The organism is Actinokineospora inagensis DSM 44258 (assembly GCF_000482865.1).
Classification (GTDB): Bacteria; Actinomycetota; Actinomycetes; order Mycobacteriales; family Pseudonocardiaceae; genus Actinokineospora; species Actinokineospora inagensis.
This window is the reverse complement of the sequence record NZ_AXWW01000029.1, coordinates 64,773-82,566: the sequence shown is the minus strand read 5'-3', so window position 1 is coordinate 82,566 and position 17,794 is coordinate 64,773. Positions and strand designations below refer to the sequence as shown.

Below are 17,794 nucleotides of genomic sequence, written 5' to 3'. Positions count from 1 at the left end.
GGTTCAGTTCCTGCCCCGGTAGAAACCCGAGTTGTCGAAGTAGTCGTCGTCCGCGTGCGGCTCCGGGCTCGTCGGCGCGGGGTCGCTTGCGGGCGGTTGCGGGAACGAGGACTCTGCCTGCTCCAACAGGTGCCCGACCACGCTGTCACCGGCCATCCCGGCCTGCTGCGCCACCTCGGTCATCAACTGCGGCAGTCGAGATTGCGCCGATTGCAACGCGGCCATGATGGAGCCGGTCAGCTCGGGATCTCCCTCGACGCTGATGTGGGTCGGTAGCCCCCTCGAGTCGACCGACACGGTGACCTTGCCGTCGCTGGACCGGGCTGTCGCGGTCAACCCGGCGACCCGGTCGGTGAACTCCTTGACCTGGGCCAACCGCTGCTGACCACGGTTTCCCCAGTCCGCAACCATCGACTCGACCGCCGACAGCTCGGCATTCGGATCGCCGACCATGGACTCCCCTTCCCGCGCGAAACCGGGTCTACGTCGCAACCCCTACGACGATCACCGGCCGGAAAGGTTCCCCTGTTCGGTCCCCAATTTTCGACACGCCGCGTAACGGACCGGTCGCTCAGAACGCTTGGGACACCTTGTCGGCGAACACGTGCCAGAAGAAGTAGGCGCCACCCGAGTAGATCGTCGCGGCGGCGGTCAGCGTGTAGGGGCCGTTGGCGCGTGTGTGCAGCTCCAGGCCGGTGGGGCTGGGTTCGAAAGAGAACACGATGGTCCTCCCGGCGCCTTCCGTGTGACCGGGAAGAGACTGAAAGGTCCACGAGTTCGAGGTGCGATCAATGACCTGCACTGGATTAGACGGCACCGGGATGCCCGGCAACACATAGAGGTCACAACGGCCGCCTATAGGAGGCAAACGGGGGCAGTCCGAGTCGAACGGGAAGAACCTGCGGAAGTCGGTGGCGACGGAAGTGGTCAACGACTCTGGGGTCTGCGCAGTCTCAAGAGCCAACGGGTACTCGTAGGAGTACGACAGCGCGGCTTCGGCGGCCGCCTCGACAGAGGTACCGAGCACGACAGAGGTGCTGAGCGCGGCAGCGAGCGTCAACTGCACGACTACGGCGGACCTGGGCATGTGGCCACCGTGGGCACGTACGCGGGAGCCGGGCAAACGCTGCCACCGCACCGGGTTACCCTGCTCACACGCTCGTGTGGTCAACACGCGCAGATCCCCCGTGGAAAACGGAATGGAGTACCGAGAGCCGTGAGTGAGCGCACCCTGGTCCTGGTCAAGCCCGATGGCGTCAGCCGCGGGTTGGTGGGCGAGGTCATCTCCCGCATCGAGCGCAAGGGCCTGAGCCTGGCCGCGCTGGAACTGCGGACCGTCGAGCGTTCGGTGGCCGAGCAGCACTACGCCGAGCACGCGGGCAAGGGCTTCTTCAACGACCTGCTCGACTTCATCACCGGCGGCCCGGTCGTCGCCCTGGTCGTCGAGGGCACCCGCGCGATCTCGGCCTTCCGCCAACTCGCGGGCGGCACCGACCCGGTCGAGAAGGCCACCCCCGGCACCATCCGCGGCGACTTCGGCCTGGAGGTGCAGTTCAACCTGGTGCACGGGTCGGACTCGCCGGAGTCGGCCGAGCGCGAGATCAAGATCTGGTTCCCCGAGCTGTGAGCTGACCCGGGCCGCCCGGCACGACCGGGCGGCCCGGGAAAACCCTGCCGGGATTGTCGGTGGTCCCGGTTATGGTGCCCGGCGTGAATGGGGAACTCGTGCGCGCCCGCGGCCTGACCAAGCGGTTCGGCGACTTCGACGCGGTGCGCGGCATCGACTTGGACGTGCGCCCGGGGGAGGCCTTCGGCTTCCTCGGGCCCAACGGCGCGGGCAAGTCGTCCACCATGCGCATGGTGTCCTGTGTGTCCCCGCGCACCGACGGCGAGCTGACGGTGCTGGGCATGGACCCGCGCACCCAGGGCCCCGACATCCGGGCCCGGCTCGGCGTGGTGCCGCAGCAGGACAACCTCGACTTCGAGCTGACCGTCCGGCAGAACCTGCACGTCTACGGCCGCTACTTCGGGCTCTCCCGCGCGCACGTCCGCGCCAAGGCGGTGGAGCTGCTGGAGTTCGCTCAGCTCACCGACCGGGCCGACGACCAGGTGGAGCCGCTGTCCGGCGGCATGAAGCGGCGGCTGACCATCGCCCGCTCGCTGATCAACGACCCCGAGCTGCTGCTGCTCGACGAGCCGACCACCGGGCTGGACCCGCAGGCCCGCCACCTGCTCTGGGACCGGCTGTTCCGGCTCCGCCAGCAGGGCGTCACCCTGATCGTCACCACGCACTACATGGACGAGGCCGAGCAACTGTGCGACCGGCTGGTGGTGATGGACGGCGGCAAGATCGTCGCCGAGGGCAGCCCCGGTGAGCTGATCGCCCGCTACTGCAGTCGTGAGGTCCTGGAACTCCGGTTCACCGGTGAGCACAAGGACGTCGACGTGCACGGTCTGGCCGAGCGGGTCGAGATCCTGCCCGACCGGCTGCTGCTCTACACCGACAACGGCGAGGCCGCCCTGGCCGCCGTCTACCAGCGCGGCCTCACCCCGGTGACCAGCCTGGTCCGGCGCGGCACCCTCGAGGACGTCTTCCTGCGCCTGACCGGCCGGACGTTGGTGGACTGATGACGACCACGCACCGGCCGCCCGGCACCGTCGCGCACGCCCCCAGCACGCCGGTAGCGGCCTGGCTGGTGGTCGAGGGGCTCTGGACCTGGTACCGCCGCAACTGGCGCTCCTCGGTCGTCTCCAGTGTCCTGCAGCCCGTGCTCTACCTGCTGGCCCTCGGCGTCGGCTTCGGCTCGCAGGTCCGGCCCAGCGCGGCGACCGACGGCCTGCCGTACGTCCAGTACCTGGCGCCCGCGCTGCTGGTGGCCTCCGCCGTGCAGACGGCGGCGGGGGAGTCGACCTACCCGATCCTGTCCTCGTTCAAGTGGCAGCGCACCTACCTGGGCATCACGGCCACCCCGATCACCGCGCACCAGGTCGTCGCCGGGCAGCTCACCTGGATCGCCCTGCGGCTGATCTTCTCGTCGGTCGCGTTCGTGCTGATCGCGGCTGCTCTCGGCGCGGTGACCAGCGCGGGCGTCGTGCTGTCCCTGCTGGCCGCGCTGCTCACCGCGATGGCCTTCGCCACCCCGGTGGTCGCCTACTCGGCCACCGTCGAGAGCGAGGGCCAGCAGTTCAACGTGATCTTCCGGTTCATCGTGATGCCGATGACCGTGTTCGCGGGCACCTTCTTCCCGGCCGACCAGTTACCCGGCTGGGTCCAGCCGCTGGTCTGGCTCACCCCGCTCTGGCACGGCACCGAGCTGTCCCGGGCGGCCGCGTTCGGCACCGGTGAACTGCTCCCCGTGCTCGGCCACGTGCTGTTCCTCGGCGCCCTGCTGGTCGTCGGGGTGCGGCTGTCCATCCGCACCTTCGTCCGCAGATTGGAGGTCTAGGTGACCGCGACCCTGGTACCCGAGCGCACCGGCCTGCTGTTCCGGGTGCTGCCCACCGGCCTCTACGCGGGCCGGGCGAAGGTGCTCGTCGAACGGTCCGCGCTGGTCAACCGCACCGCGTGGCTCTCGATCGTGACCGGGTTCTTCGAGCCGCTGTTCTTCCTGTTCGGCCTCGGCTACGGGTTCGGCAGGCTGGTCGGCGAGGTCACCGGGCCGGGCGGTCAACCGATCAGCTACGTCGCCTTCGTCGCCCCCGCGCTGCTCGCCGCGTCCGCGATGAACGGCGCCGTCTACGACTCCACCTTCAACATCTTCTTCAAGTTCAAGTACGCCAAGCTCTACGACGCCATGCTGGCCACCCCGCTCGGCCCGGTCGACGTGGCGATCGGCGAGATCACCTGGGCGCTGATCCGCGGTGGCCTCTACGCGGCCGGGTTCCTCGCCGTCATGCTCGGCATGGGCCTGCTGACCTCGGGGTGGGCCCTGCTCGCCTTACCCGCGGCCGTGTTCGTCGCGTTCGCCTTCGGCGCGCTGGGCATGGCCTGCACCACCTTCATGCGGTCGTGGCAGGACTTCGACCTGGTGCAGCTCGCGTTGATCCCGATGTTCCTGTTCTCCACCACGTTCTACCCGGTGACGGTCTACCCGGCCGCCATCCAGTTCGCGGTGAAGTGCTTCCCGCTCTACCACGGCATCGAGATCATGCGCGCGCTCTGCACCGGGTACGTCGACCTGTCGATCCTCGGCCACCTCGGCTACTTCGCCGTGATGGCGGGCATCGGCGTGGTCGTGGCCTCCCGACGCCTCGGCACGCTGCTGCTCGCCTGAGAGGTGACCGGGACCGGCCCGTCGGCAGGGGGTTACCCTGGTTGGCTGTGAGCGTTGAGTCTGTTTTCCCCCAACTCGAGCCCCTGCTGCCCAGGGTGTCCAAGCCGGTCCAGTACGTCGGCGGGGAGTTGAACGCCACCCTCAAGGACTGGGACAGCACCACCGTCCGGTGGGCGCTGATGTACCCGGACGCCTACGAGGTCGGACTGCCCAACCAGGGCGTCATGATCCTCTACGAGGTGCTCAACGAGATCCCGGACGTGCTGGCCGAGCGCACCTACGCGGTCTGGCCGGACCTGGAGAAGCTGATGCGGGAACACGGCGTCCCGCAGTTCACCGTGGACGGCCACCGTCCCCTCGGCGCCTTCGACGTGCTCGGCGTCAGCTTCTCCACCGAGCTGGGCTACACGAACCTGCTGACCGCGCTGGACCTCGCCGGTATCCCGCTGCACGCCGCCGACCGCACCGAGGACCACCCGGTCGTGCTGGCGGGCGGGCACGCCGCGTTCAACCCGGAGCCGATCGCCGACTTCGTCGACGCGGCCGTGCTCGGCGACGGCGAGGAGGCCGTCGGGCAGGTCACCGACATCGTCCGCCAGTGGAAGGCCGACGGCCGCCCCGGTGGCCGCGACGAGCTGCTGACCCGCATGGCCGAGACCGGTGGCATCTACATCCCGCGCTTCTACGACGTCGCCTACCGCGCCGACGGCCACCTCGAGGCCATCACCCCGAACCGGCCACGCGTCCCGGAGACGGTCGCCAAGCGCACCACGATGGACCTCGACGCCTGGCCGTACCCGAAGAAGCCGCTGGTGCCGCTGGCCGAGAGCGTCCACGAGCGGATGAGCGTGGAGATCTTCCGCGGCTGCACCCGCGGCTGCCGGTTCTGCCAGGCCGGGATGATCACCCGGCCGGTGCGCGAGCGGTCCATCGAGGGCATCGGCGCGATGATCCAGACCGGCCTGGCGGCCAGCGGTTTCGAGGAGGTCGGGCTGCTCAGCCTGTCCAGCGCCGACCACTCCGAGATCGGCGAGATCACCAAGCAGCTCGCCGACCGCTACGAGGGCACCAACACCGGCCTGTCGCTGCCGTCCACCCGGGTCGACGCGTTCAACATCGACCTGGCCAACGAGCTGTCCCGCAACGGCCGCCGGTCCGGGCTCACCTTCGCCCCCGAGGGGGGCAGCGAGCGGATCCGCAAGGTCATCAACAAGATGGTCTCCGAGGACGACCTGATCAAGACGGTGAGCGCCGCGTACGCGCAGGGTTGGCGGCAGGTCAAGCTGTACTTCATGTGCGGCCTGCCGACCGAGACCGACGACGACGTGCTGCAGATCGCCGAGATGGCCAAGAACGTCATCCGGGCCGGTCGGGTCGCCAGCGGCCGCAAGGACATCCGCTGCACCATCTCGATCGGCGGGTTCGTGCCCAAGCCGCACACCCCGTTCCAGTGGGCCGCCCAGTGCGACCCGGACACCGTGGACTCCCGGCTGCGCAAGCTGCGCGAGGCGGTCAACTCCGACCGCGACCGCAGCCTCGGCCGCAACATCGGGATGCGCTACCACGACGGCAAACCCAGCCTGATCGAGGGGCTGCTGTCCCGGGGGGACCGTCGCGTCGGGAGGGTCATCGAGGCCGTGTGGCGCGACGGCGGCCGGTTCGACGGCTGGAGCGAACACTTCTCCTTCGGCCGGTGGAGCGCCGCCGCCACGGCCGAGCTTGAGCCGCTGGGCGTGTCGATGGCCTGGTTCACCACCCGCGAGCGGTTCGAGGGCGAGGTCCTGCCCTGGGACCACCTCGACTCCGGCCTGGCCAAGGACTGGCTCTGGGACGACTGGCAGGACGCCCTCGACGAGCGCGAGCAGGACGACTGCCGGTGGACCCCGTGCTTCGACTGCGGCGTCTGCCCGGCCATGGGCACCGACATCGAGATCGGCCCCACCGGCCGCAAGCTCCTGCCGATCAGCCCGGTCGGCGTGGGTTCCCCGGTGCGGAACCCGGCGTTGTCCGGGTGACCATCCGGTTGGCGACCGACGCGGACATCGCGTCGGTCGCCCATCTGCGTCGCGTGTGGACCGAGGAGGCGTGCGGCGAACCCGTCGACGATCCCGACCACCTGACCGTGTTCACCCAGTGGTGGGAAGAGGAACGGCTCCGGCGCACGTTCTGGTTGGCGGAGACCGACGAGCCGATCGGCTTCATCACCATGGTCGAGTTCGTCCGCATGCCGCGACCGGGGCAGCGGGCGAGTCGCTGGGGCTACATCGGCAACGCGTTCGTCGTCCCGGAACACCGGGGCTCCGGGGTCGGCACCGACCTGCTCACCGCCGCCCTCGACCACGCCGACACCCGGGGCCACGTGCGGGTCGTGCTCAGCCCGTCCGAACGCGCGATCCCGCTCTACCGGCGGGCCGGGTTCGACACCGCGGACTCGCTGATGCTGCGCCGTCTCCCTGGCGGACCCCCTACGGGGTGACCGCAGCCAGGGCGTCGACCAGGCCGTGCCCGTAGAAGCTGTTGAACGGGGCGTAACCGGAGCAGAAGGCGTCCTGCCCGCCGGTGCCGTCGAGGTCGTAGTCGGTCGGGCAGGCCACGCTCTCCGCCTCCGACGTCAACAGCCTGGCCAACTGCTGCGGGGACGCCCCCGGGTGGGTCGACGCGATCAACGCGGCCACCCCGGACACGTGCGGGGCCGCCATCGACGTCCCGCATTCGCGCGCGTATCCGCCCGGCACCGTCGACAGCACGCACTGATCCATCGACTGCTCACCGCCCGGGGCCGCCACATCGATCACACCGAGCCCGTAGGCGCTGTAGCTCGCCTTCAACCGATCGGGGCGGACGGCCGACACGGCGATCACGCCCCGCAACCCTCCGGGCAAGACCTTGCAGTCGCCGTCGAGGGTCCGCCACTGCCCGTCCGGACCCGCGGTCTGACCACTCGGCGACGCGAGGTCCACGCTCTCGTTCGTGGCCGCGGCGACGTTCAACACGCCGTTGCCGGTGGCGTAGTCGGTGGCCCGCCGGATCGCCTCGTAGACCACGTGCTCCTCGCCGCGGTCGCAGGTCAGCGGCCACGGGTCGACGTAGTAGCTGTGGTTGGCGATCGTCATGCCGTTCGCCGCCGCCCACATCAGACCGCACACGACCGACTCCGGGCGCACCGTGCCCTCGTCGTCGACCACCTTGACCGAGGCCAACCGCACCCCCGGGGCCACGCCGGTGGTGCCCTTGCCGTCGTCGGCCGCCGCGATGATGCCCGCCACGTGCGTACCGTGCGGGGAGGTCGTCGGCGCCCACGCCGCCGGGCTCGGGTCCGCCTTGCCGGACAGGCAGCCCGCCGACCGACTCGGGTCAACCGCGTGCACCAGGTCCGGATGGGTCGCGTCGATCCCCGAGTCGAGGACCCCGACCAGGACGTCCCGACTACCCTCGGTGACCGCGTGCGCCGCGGGCGCCCGGATCATGTCCATGTCCCACTGCTCGCCGGACCGGTCCACCTGGGCCGCCGGCCCGCCGGTCGTGAGCTGCCGCGCCTGCGGCACCGGGTGCCCGGCCGCCGACTCCACCGCCTCCGTGCTGAACGCCCGGTCCCGGCCGACCCGGTCGGCGAACCGCGGATCCGCCGAAGTGGCGACGCCGACCCCGATCTCCGGGTAGAACACCACCATCGACCCGCAGGCGAGGGTGATCTCGGCCGTCGCCTGCGCCGCGGAATCACCCTGGTCGAACAGCACCAGGTACGGCATCGTGGACCCCGCGGACGGGCAGGCGGGCACGGCGTCGTCGAGGGGCTCGCCATCAGCCAGGTGGGGGACGGCGAACGCCGTCGCGACCATCGCGACGCTGACCGCTGCCGCCTTGGTCAGGCGGAGCAGAGGCACGGGCGACCTCCAGTGCTGGTTTCCCTCGGCGCAGGCTGTCCACTCGCTGCGGACGCTAGCCAGGCGGCGGGTGTGAAACAAGCTCGCCGACCGAATTGGCGCTCCCGGTACGGTGCCACCAATCCCGGCGCCCGCACCACCGGAGCAACGCCGGACCACCAGAAGGAGTAATCCTGAGCCGCCAGGACCAGCCGAACCCCTCGGCCGCACCGGTGCAGAAGATCCGGCTGCGCTACGCCAAGCGGGGCAGGCTCCGCTTCACCTCGCACCGGGACGTGGCCCGCGCCTTCGAGCGGGCGCTGCGCCGGGCGGGCGTGCCGATGGCCTACTCGCAGGGGTTCAACCCGCACCCGAAGATCTCCTGGATCGGCGCCGCCCCCACCGGGGTGGCCAGCGAGGCCGAGTACGTCGAGGTCCAGGTGGTCGAGCGGCTCGACCCGGTCCGGCTCGCCGAGGTCCTCGACGCCGCCCTCGCCCCCGGCCTGGACGTGCTGGAGGCGGTCGAGGCGGGTCCGGGCGGGCTGGCCGAGCGGATGGAGGCCAGCGACTGGCACATCGAGCTGCCCGGTGTCGACCCGGACGCCTTGCGCGCCGCGGTGGTCGAACTGCTGGCCGCCGAGCACGTCGAGGTGGAACGGCTCACCAAAGACGGCAGGAGAGTCATCGACGCCCGACCTGCGGTGATCCGCGCCGAGGTGCCCGCCATCGGCGACGCGCCGAACGGTGTGGGCCTCGACATGTCCTACCCGGAGCGTTCGTGTGGGATACTGCGTGTGGTCGTCCGGCAGACAACACCGGCCGTTCGGCCCGACGACGTACTGAGCGCGTTGCGTGTCGTCGCCGCTCTGGAACCGCCGGTACCCGCTAAGGCGACTCGGTTGGCCCAAGGACGGCTTGACGACGATGGCGGTCTGTCCGACCCGCTGGCCCTCGACAGGCAGGCGGGCCTCGGGTAGTCCATCGGGGAGTCGCAGCACCTCACCGTGGTCGTACGACCTGCCGCGCGCGGGCCGCGGTCCACGCGACCGCTTTCGCGCCGGTGTCAGGCGAGGATTCCCGCCGCCTAGCGCGGCGGAAAGGACAACTAGGGCCCCTGAGCGGCCGCGTCCAGACGACGCGCCCGGGGGCGGAGGAGCTACATGTCGGATAAGTCGACCCCCGCCGGAAGCACCGGCGGGGCCGAAACCACACCCATCGACGCGGTGCTGGCGCAGTTGCCCGCCAAGGTGCGGGTGCACGCGCTGGCCAAGCTGCTGGAGGTCAGCAGCAAGGACGTCGTCGCGGCGCTGGACACCCTCGGTGAGCCGGTGCGCGGCGCGCAGTCCAGCGTGCCGCGTGAACTGGCCGAACGGGTGGCCCGCGCGCTGCTCGGCGACGAGCAACCCGAGGTCGAGGCTGCCGAGGTCCCGGCGGACGAGCCGGAGCCGGTGGTCGTCGAGGCCCCCGCGCGCAGAGTGCCGCCCACGCCGGTGTTCGCGTCCGCGTCGCCGCTGTTCCTGCCACCGGAACCGGCTCCCGCGCGCCCCGCGCCCGCGGTCGCCGAACCGGAGCCGGAGCCAGAACCCGTGCCGGAACCCCAGGCCGAGGCCGATGTCGACGCCGAGCAATCGGACGATGACGACGACAACGGCAGCAGCCGCCGTCGCCGCCGCGGTCGCCGCGGTCGAGGCCGGGGCAAGGGCGGCAGCGACGATGTCGCCGAGCACCCCGAGGACGAGCCCGCCAAGGCCGAGGCCGAGGAACCCGCCGAGGCTGAGGCCGAGGACGACGCGGCCGCCGAGGCCGGGGACGCCGCCAGCAGGCGCCGCCGCCGGCGTCGCCGCCGCAAGGGCGGGGACGACCCCGAGGCCGAGGCTGGCGACGACCCGCCGAACACCGTCGTGCACGTCCGCGAGGTCCGCGACGAGAAGCCCGAGACCAGCCGGGACGAGGTGCGCAGCGTGCGCGGCTCCACCCGGCTGGAGGCCAAGCGCCAGCGCCGCCGGGACGGCCGGGAGGCGGGCCGCAGGCGCGCCCCGATCCTGTCCGAGGCCGAGTTCCTGGCCCGCCGCGAGGCCGTCGACCGGGCCATGGTGGTCCGCGAGCACGGCGACCGCACCCAGATCGGCGTGCTGGAGGACGGCGTCCTCGTCGAGCACTTCGTCACCTCGTCCGGCACCGGCTCGCTGGTGGGCAACGTCTACCTCGGCCGGGTGCAGAACGTGCTGCCCAGCATGGAGGCGGCGTTCGTCGACATCGGCCGCGGCCGCAACGCGGTGCTCTACGCCGGTGAGGTCGACTGGGACGCTGCGGGCCTGGAGGGCAAGGCGCGCAAGATCGAGCAGGCGCTGTCCACCGGGGACAGTGTGCTGGTCCAGGTCACCAAGGACCCGGTCGGGCACAAGGGCGCCCGGCTCACCACCCAGATCAGCCTGCCCGGCCGCTTCCTGGTCTACGTGCCGGGCGGTGGCGCGACCGGCATCTCCCGCAAGCTGCCGGAGAACGAGCGGCGCAGGCTCAAGGACGTGCTCAAGCGGATCGTCCCCGAGGACGCCGGTGTGATCATCCGCACCGCCTCGGAGGGCATCAGCGAGGACGAACTCGCCCGCGACGTGCGCCGGCTGCAGGCCCAGTGGCAGGTGATCAAGGACAAGTCCGAGGGCGGCAACGGCGTCAAGAAGGCAGGCGCCCCGTCGCTGCTCTACGAGGAGCCCGACCTGCTGGTCAAGGTCGTCCGCGACCTGTTCACCGAGGACTTCACCTCGCTGGTCGTGCAGGGCGACATCGCGTGGGAGGTCATCGACGCCTACGTCCGGCACGTCGCCCCCGAGCTGCTCGACCGGGTCCGCAAGCACGTCGGCACCAAGGACGTGTTCGCCGAGCACCGCATCGACGAGCAGTTGCTCAAGGCGCTCGACCGCAAGGTCTGGCTGCCGTCGGGCGGCTACCTGGTGATCGACCGCACCGAGGCGATGACCGTCATCGACGTCAACACCGGCAAGTTCACCGGGTCCGGCGGCAACCTCGAGGAGACGGTCACCCGCAACAACCTGGAGTCGGCCGAGGAGATCGTCCGCCAGCTCCGGCTGCGCGACGTCGGCGGCATCATCGTGATCGACTTCATCGACATGGTGCTGGAGTCCAACCGGGACCTGGTGCTGCGCAGGCTCACCGAGTGCCTCGGCCGCGACCGCACCCGGCACCAGGTCGCCGAGGTCACCTCGCTCGGCCTGGTCCAGATGACCCGCAAGCGGGTCGGCACCGGACTGCTGGAGGCGTTCAGCACCACCTGCGAGCACTGCAAGGGCCGCGGCGTGGTGGTCAGCACCGACCTGGCGGTGAAGGCCCCCCCGGTCAACGGCAACGGCCAGCACCAGCCCGCCCCCGCCGCCCCGGAGAAGGACAAGGGGCAGCAGCAGGGCGGTGGTCGCCGCAACCGCAACCGCCGTGACAACGAGGACAAGGCCCGTGAGCAGGCCCCGGCGCAGCCCGACCGCGACGAGGCCGCCAAGGTCGCCGTGCGCGACATCGCGAAGGCCACCATCGAGCAGCCCGGCGGGGTCACCGAGGCCCCCGAGCAGACCGATGTGGACCACGTCGCGGCAGGCCAGGCCAACGTCGAGTCGGTAGGCGTCGACCTCGCGGCCGAGCACGCCCCGGCGGAGCACACCCGCAACGGCAGGCACACCGGGTCGGAACGGATCGCCGACGCGCCCGCCGAGGCGGCCCCCAGCCGCCGCAGGCGCCGCTCGTCGAGCCGGGCCCAGGGCGCCGCGACACCGGTGTCCACGCCCGAGCAGTGGAGCCCGCCGGAGCCGGTCCGCGCCGAGGTGGACCCGCACGCGGTGTCCGCGTCGGCCGCCCAGGTCCGCTCCGCGACCGAGCCCAAGGCCGTCGCGGTCGCCGAACCGGTCGCCGCCCCCGAGGTGCCCAAGCGGCGCACGCCGCGCCGGGCCGCCTCCCGCCCGGCGGGACCGCCGGTCGAGGTGAACGAGAGCTGACCGGCGGGTCGAACCGGGGTTACCCGACCCCGGTTTGACCCGTCTTCCCGCAGACACGTAACCTGTCACATGGCCCGCCGTTCGGTGGGCTGTGTCGTGCGAAGCCCGGTCCGACCTTAGGTGTCGCGGACAGGGGCGCGTAGGACCCCCACCGTCTAGTAGCAGGAGACTTCCGTCCCGATGTACGCGATCGTCAAGACCGGCGGCAAGCAGTACAAGGTGGCTGTCGGCGACGTCGTCGAGGTCGAGAAGCTCGAGGGCGCGCCGGGCACCGAGCTCAACCTCGCCGCGGTGCTCGTCGTCGACGGCACCGACGTCACCACCGACGCGGACGCGCTGGCGAAGGTCGCGGTGACCGGCAAGGTCGTCGAGCAGACCAAGGGCCCCAAGATCCGCATCCACAAGTTCAAGAACAAGACCGGCTACCACAAGCGACAGGGTCACCGCCAGAAGCTGACCCGCGTCGAGGTCACCGGCATCACCAAGTAGAGGACCGCAGCAGCCATGGCACACAAGAAAGGCGCGTCCAGCTCCCGCAACGGGCGCGACTCCAACGCCCAGTACCTCGGCGTGAAGCGCTACGGCGGCCAGGTCGTCAAGTCCGGTGAGATCTTGATCCGCCAGCGCGGCACCAAGTTCCACCCCGGTGTGAACGTCGGCCGCGGCAAGGACGACACCCTCTTCGCGCTCTCCGCCGGTTCGGTGCAGTTCGGCACCAAGCGCGGCCGCAAGACCGTCAACATCGTCCCAGTCGAGGCCTGACGGCCCGCGGACGACGCTAGACCCCTGGCGAGGGGCGGGCCGCTCTGGTCCGCCCCTCGTTCCGTGTTTTGAGAGGAAGCTCTGGTGTCCCGTTTCGTCGACCGAGTCGTCATCCATGCCGCCGCTGGTGCGGGCGGCAACGGCTGCGCCTCGGTGCACCGGGAGAAGTACAAGCCGCTGGGCGGCCCCGACGGCGGCAACGGCGGCAACGGCGGCGACGTCGTGCTGGTGGTGGACAACAACGTGCACACGCTGCTGGACTTCCACTTCCGCCCGCACGCCAGCGCCCTGAGCGGCAAGCAGGGCGCGGGTTCGAACCGGGACGGCGCCAACGGCGAGGACCTCGAACTCAAGGTCCCGGACGGCACCGTCATCCTGGACGCCGCGGGCGAGATCATCGTCGACCTGGTCGGCCACGGCACCCGGTTCGTCGCCGCGCGCGGCGGCCGGGGCGGCCTCGGCAACGCGGCGCTGTCCTCCAAGGCCCGTCGCGCCCCCGGGTTCGCCCTGCTCGGCGAGCCGGGCGAGGCGCACGACCTGGTGCTGGAGCTGCGGTCGGTGGCCGACGCCGGGCTGCTCGGGTTCCCCTCGGCGGGCAAGTCGTCGCTGATCTCGGTGCTCTCCTCGGCCAAGCCGAAGATCGCCGACTACCCGTTCACCACCCTCGTGCCGAACCTGGGCGTGGTCACCGCGGGCGAGTCGGTTTACACGATCGCCGACGTGCCCGGCCTGGTGCCCGGCGCCAGCGAGGGCAAGGGCCTCGGCCTGGACTTCCTGCGGCACATCGAACGCTGCGCGGTGCTGGTCCACGTGATCGACTGCGCCACCTACGAGCCCGGCCGGGACCCGCTGTCGGACATCGACGCGCTGGAGGCCGAACTGGCCCGCTACACGCCGTCGCTCGGTGGCGAGCTCGCGGCCCGGCCGCGGCTGGTGGTGCTGAACAAGATGGACGTCCCGGAGGCGCGCGAGCTGGCTGACCTGGTCAAGCCGGACATCGAGGCGCGCGGGCTGCCGGTGTTCCAGGTGTCCACGGTCACCAGGGCCGGGCTGCGTGAGCTCGGCTTCGCGCTGGCCAAGGTGATCGAGGAGGACCGGGCGTCCCGGCCGGAACCCGAGGCGACCCGCATCGTGCTGCGGCCCACCGCGGTCGACGACGCCGGGTTCACCGTCGAGCGGGACCCGGACGACGAGACCGGCTTCTTCGTGCGCGGCGAGCGGCCGGAGCGCTGGGTACGGCAGACCGATTTCAACAACTCCGAGGCCGTCGGCTACCTGGGCGACCGGTTGGCCCGCCTCGGCGTCGAGGAGGCCCTGGCCGGGGCGGGCGCCGTGCCGGGTTGCCCGGTGACCATCGGCGGCGTCACGTTCGACTGGGAGCCGTCGACCCCGGCGGGGGTGGCGGTCATGATGCACAACCGGGGCAGCGACCCGCGACTGGACCGGGTCGAGCGGATCGGCGCCGCGGAGCGCAAGGCCGCCAAGGTGGCCCGCCGCGCGCCGCACGAGGACGACTTCGACGACGAGTGAGCCGCGCGGGTGGGCGAACTCACCTGACGGCGCCCGGTCCCGGCGGCGGGAACCCGGCTGTGCGGTCCATTGTGGAGCCCGATGATGGGGGTGGCTGTGTCGCGGACGCGCGCCGCCGTGGCGGATGCCCGGCTGGTGGTGGTCAAGGTCGGGTCGTCCTCGCTGACCACGGCCGAGGGCGGTCTCGACCCGGCCAGGCTGGATGCCCTGGTCGACGCCGTGGCCGCCCGGCGCGCCGCGGGATCGCAGGTCGTGCTGGTGTCCTCCGGCGCGATCGCGGCCGGGCTCGCGCCGCTGGGCCTGGGGCGCCGCCCACGTGACCTGGCGACCCAGCAGGCGGCCGCCAGCGTCGGCCAGATCGTGCTTGGCCACGCCTACGTGGCCTCGTTCGCCCGCTACTCGCTGCGGGTCGGCCAGGTGCTGCTGACCGCCGATGATGTTGTCCGCCGTTCGCACTACCACAACGCTCAACGCACTCTCTCCCGTCTGCTCGCGCTCGGCGCCGTGCCGGTGGTGAACGAGAACGACACCGTCGCCACCGAGGAAATCCGCTTCGGTGACAACGACCGCTTGGCCGCTCTCGTCGCCCACCTCATCGGTGCCGACGCCCTGGTTCTCCTGTCCGATGTGGACGCCCTCTACGACGGCGACCCGCGTCTCGGCGACGCCCACCCGATCGCCGAGGTCGGGGGCGACTCCGACATCGCCGGTGTGCGCGCGGGCACCACCGGCGCCTCCGGCCTCGGCACCGGCGGGATGGCGTCGAAGCTCGCCGCCGCCCGCTTGGCCTCCGCCGCCGGTGTCCCCGTGCTGCTCGCCGCGGCCTCGGACGCCCCCCGTGCGCTCGGCCCGGCCGACGTCGGCACCGCGTTCGCGACCTCCGGCCGCCGGTTGAGTTCCCGCCGCTTCTGGCTCGCCTACGCCGCCGACACCAACGGCACTCTTACCCTCGACGACGGCGCTGTGGCCGCCGTCGTCACCCACCGTCGCTCCCTGCTCGCCGCGGGCATCACCACGTCGTCCGGCGACTTCCAGGCGGGCGACGTCGTCGAACTCGCCGATCCCACGGGCGCCGTCATCGCCCGTGGGATCACCAACTTCGACGCCGCCGAGCTACCCGCCCTCATCGGCCATTCCACCCACGACCTCCCCACCAGTCGCCGCCGCGAGGTCATCCACGCCGACGACCTCGTCCCGCTGATCCACTAGCGGCGCTCACGACGTGACCGCCAAGGCGAACGGCAGGACCGCGTCCGCCCCGGCGTCACGGAGCAGCGCCGCGGCGACGGTCATGGTCCAGCCGGTGTCGACGCGGTCGTCGACGAGGAGCACCGGACCGGTGAGGTCCTGGACCCGCGCGGCCACGTCGTCGGGCAGGGTGATGGTCTTCCACAGCCAGGCCAGGCGTTGGGCGCTGTTGGCCTGGGGTGCGGACGCGCTGACCGCGATCTCGCCGAGCAGGGGCAGCCTGCCGAGCGTGGACAGGCGTTCACCCACGGACCGCACCAGGTGTGGACGCCGGGTGGAGCCCACCGTGACGACACCAGCGGGACGGGTTTCCCAGTCCCAGGCCGCGAGCACCCGCACGCAGGCGTCCACCAGGTCGCCGGGGACTGCACCATCCTCTGTGGACGAGAACAGCGCGCGCAACCGGTTGCCCCAGCCGATGTCGGTCAACCTGCCGACCGCTCGGCCGGGTTGGGCTACCCGGCTCGCGGGTATCTTCCCCGAGAGCGGTACGCCGAGCGTCGCCATTCCGGTCGGCCACATCTTCTTGGGCGTGACCTCGACCCCCGGTTGGCGTAATTTGTCTTGGGCGAGGGCCATGTTCTCGGCCGACACCTCGGCGTTCCACCTTTCCCCGGTGCAGTTGTCGCAGCGGCCGCACGGGGCGGCGTGCGGGTCGTCGAGTTGGCGCAGGAGGAACTCCATCCGGCAGCCATCGGTTCGCTGGTAGTCCAGGATCGCTTGCTGCTCGGCGGTTCGCGCCTGCTCGATCCGCGCGTACCGTTCCGCGTCGTACTCCCAGGCGTCGCCGGTGTATTCCCAGCCGCCGCGAACGCGGTGGACGGCACCGTCGACATCGAGGACCTTCAGCACCATCTCCAACCGCCCGCGCGACAAATCGACCCGTGGTTCCAGCGCTTGGGTCGACAACGGCCTGCCCTCGGCGGCGAGCGCGTCCAGTACCTGCCGCACATAGCTTTCCGGTGGAAAGGCGAGGGACGCGAAGTAGGCCCAGATGTCCTTGTCCTCCGTGCCGGGCATCAGCACGACATCCGCCCGCCGCACGCCACGGCCCGCGCGCCCGATCTGCTGGTAGTACGCGATGGGTGACTGCGGCGCGCCGACGTGCACGACGAACCCCAGATCCGGCTTGTCGAACCCCATGCCCAGCGCCGATGTCGCCACCAACGCCTTGACCCGGTTGCCCAGCAGGTCGTCCTCGGCGCGCTGCCGGTCGGACGGCTCGGTGCGCCCGGTGTACGCCGTCACCTCGAAACCCTGACCGCGCAAGAACGCCGCCAGTTCCTCCGCCGCGGCGACGGTCAGCGTGTAGATGATGCCGGAACCCGTGAAGTCGCCCAGGTTCTGCGCCAGCCAGGCCCACCTTGCCTGTGGCGTCGGCAACCGCAGCACGCCCAGTCGGAGGCTTTCCCGGTCCAGCGCGCCGCGCAGCACCAACGCGTCGTCGGCGCCGAGACCCAGTTGCTGGGCCACGTCCCGCACCACGCGGTCGTTGGCGGTCGCCGTGGTCGCCAGGACCGGTACCCCGTCGGGGAGTTCACCCAGGAGTGTCCGCAACCGACGGTAGTCCGGCCGGAAGTCGTGGCCCCAGTCGGAGATGCAGTGCGCCTCGTCGACCACCAGCATCCCCGCCGACGCGGTCAGACTGGGCAGGACGGTGTCGCGGAAGTCCGGGTTGTTCAACCGCTCCGGGCTCACCAGCAGCACGTCGACGTCCCCGTCGGTGACGGCGGTCTGGACCTGGTCCCACTCCTGCTGGTTGGCCGAGTTGATCGTCGCCGCGCGCACCCCGGCGCGGGCCGCCGCCTCGACCTGGTTGCGCATCAACGCCAACAGCGGCGACACGATCACGGTCGGACCCTCGCCCAACTCCCGCAGGAGGGCGGTGGCAACGAAGTACACGGCGGACTTGCCCCACCCGGTGCGCTGCACCACTAATGCCCGCCTGCGCCGCGCGACCAGGGCCTCGATGGCCGTCCACTGGTCCGCGCGCAGGCTCGCGGTCGGTCCCGCGAGGGCCTTCAGGTGTTCTTCCGCCGATGTCCGCAATGTGTTGTCGTCCACGTCACATGGATACCGCGCCGGGCCGACATTCGTCGACCTCGGCTCCGGCAGC

16 protein-coding genes are annotated in these 17,794 nt (G+C 71.3%); 12 read left to right on the top strand and 4 right to left on the bottom strand.

Features of this window, described 5'->3' with window-relative positions:
• Window positions 1–3: 3 nt before the first annotated feature.
• Together H504_RS0112875 and H504_RS0112870 are read right to left on the bottom strand one after the other, a co-directional pair.
• On the bottom strand, window positions 4–453 hold the full coding sequence (locus H504_RS0112875; RefSeq protein WP_026423114.1) for a YbaB/EbfC family nucleoid-associated protein: 450 nt from the start codon (window positions 451–453) through the stop codon (window positions 4–6).
• Between the two features lie 118 nt (window positions 454–571).
• Window positions 572–1,087 (bottom strand): hypothetical protein, encoded by a 516-nt coding sequence (locus tag H504_RS0112870; protein ID WP_026423113.1) that lies wholly within the window; start codon window positions 1,085–1,087, stop codon window positions 572–574.
• A 129-nt stretch (window positions 1,088–1,216) separates the two neighbouring features.
• Here H504_RS0112870 and ndk point away from each other — a divergent pair, with 129 nt between their 5' ends.
• The 6 genes from ndk to H504_RS0112840 all read left to right on the top strand — a co-directional run bounded on the left by ndk (window position 1,217) and on the right by H504_RS0112840 (window position 6,750).
• Window positions 1,217–1,627, top strand: coding sequence for a nucleoside-diphosphate kinase (gene ndk, locus H504_RS0112865; protein WP_026423112.1), 411 nt, complete (start codon window positions 1,217–1,219; stop codon window positions 1,625–1,627).
• Between the two features lie 71 nt (window positions 1,628–1,698).
• Window positions 1,699–2,628, top strand: coding sequence for an ABC transporter ATP-binding protein (locus H504_RS0112860; protein WP_026423111.1), 930 nt, complete (start codon window positions 1,699–1,701; stop codon window positions 2,626–2,628).
• Window positions 2,628–3,446: an ABC transporter permease gene (locus H504_RS0112855; protein ID WP_026423110.1), complete on the top strand. Its 819-nt coding sequence runs from the start codon at window positions 2,628–2,630 to the stop codon at window positions 3,444–3,446. The genes H504_RS0112860 and H504_RS0112855 overlap by 1 nt, the downstream gene beginning before the upstream one ends.
• Complete coding sequence (locus H504_RS0112850) at window positions 3,447–4,274, top strand: ABC transporter permease (RefSeq protein ID WP_026423109.1); 828 nt, start codon at window positions 3,447–3,449, stop codon at window positions 4,272–4,274.
• Between the two features lie 47 nt (window positions 4,275–4,321).
• Window positions 4,322–6,289: a TIGR03960 family B12-binding radical SAM protein gene (locus H504_RS0112845; protein ID WP_026423108.1), complete on the top strand. Its 1,968-nt coding sequence runs from the start codon at window positions 4,322–4,324 to the stop codon at window positions 6,287–6,289.
• Window positions 6,286–6,750, top strand: a complete 465-nt coding sequence (locus H504_RS0112840; protein WP_026423107.1) for a GNAT family N-acetyltransferase — start codon at window positions 6,286–6,288, stop codon at window positions 6,748–6,750. Before H504_RS0112845 ends, H504_RS0112840 begins: the two co-directional genes overlap by 4 nt.
• Here the strand turns inward: H504_RS0112840 and H504_RS0112835 are convergent.
• Window positions 6,740–8,113, bottom strand: coding sequence for a S8 family peptidase (locus H504_RS0112835; protein WP_084467617.1), 1,374 nt, complete (start codon window positions 8,111–8,113; stop codon window positions 6,740–6,742). The genes H504_RS0112840 and H504_RS0112835 overlap by 11 nt on opposite strands.
• A 257-nt stretch (window positions 8,114–8,370) precedes the next feature.
• Between H504_RS0112835 and H504_RS0112830 the strand changes: the two genes are divergently transcribed.
• The 6 genes from H504_RS0112830 (at window position 8,371) to proB (ending at window position 15,639) form a co-directional block, all read left to right on the top strand.
• Window positions 8,371–9,114 carry a TIGR03936 family radical SAM-associated protein gene (locus H504_RS0112830; RefSeq protein WP_026423105.1) on the top strand — a complete coding sequence of 248 codons (744 nt, stop codon included), beginning with the start codon at window positions 8,371–8,373 and terminating at the stop codon, window positions 9,112–9,114.
• A gap of 183 nt (window positions 9,115–9,297) precedes the next feature.
• The gene (locus H504_RS0112825) at window positions 9,298–12,138 is read left to right on the top strand and encodes a translation initiation factor IF-2 N-terminal domain-containing protein (protein ID WP_026423104.1); all 2,841 of its coding nucleotides are present in this window, start codon (window positions 9,298–9,300) and stop codon (window positions 12,136–12,138) included.
• Window positions 12,139–12,318: 180 nt separating this feature from the next.
• Window positions 12,319–12,627, top strand: a complete 309-nt coding sequence (gene rplU / locus H504_RS0112820) for a 50S ribosomal protein L21 (protein ID WP_026423103.1) — start codon at window positions 12,319–12,321, stop codon at window positions 12,625–12,627.
• A gap of 15 nt (window positions 12,628–12,642) precedes the next feature.
• Window positions 12,643–12,900, top strand: a complete 258-nt coding sequence (gene rpmA / locus H504_RS0112815; RefSeq protein WP_026423102.1) for a 50S ribosomal protein L27 — start codon at window positions 12,643–12,645, stop codon at window positions 12,898–12,900.
• A gap of 81 nt (window positions 12,901–12,981) precedes the next feature.
• Window positions 12,982–14,430, top strand: coding sequence for a GTPase ObgE (gene obgE, locus H504_RS0112810; protein WP_026423101.1), 1,449 nt, complete (start codon window positions 12,982–12,984; stop codon window positions 14,428–14,430).
• A gap of 96 nt (window positions 14,431–14,526) precedes the next feature.
• On the top strand, window positions 14,527–15,639 hold the full coding sequence (gene proB, locus H504_RS0112805; RefSeq protein WP_026423100.1) for a glutamate 5-kinase: 1,113 nt from the start codon (window positions 14,527–14,529) through the stop codon (window positions 15,637–15,639).
• Window positions 15,640–15,645: 6 nt separating this feature from the next.
• On the opposite strand, the gene H504_RS0112800 is transcribed toward proB, so the two are convergent.
• Window positions 15,646–17,742: a RecQ family ATP-dependent DNA helicase gene (locus H504_RS0112800; protein WP_026423099.1), complete on the bottom strand. Its 2,097-nt coding sequence runs from the start codon at window positions 17,740–17,742 to the stop codon at window positions 15,646–15,648.
• Between the last annotated feature and the right edge of the window lie 52 nt (window positions 17,743–17,794).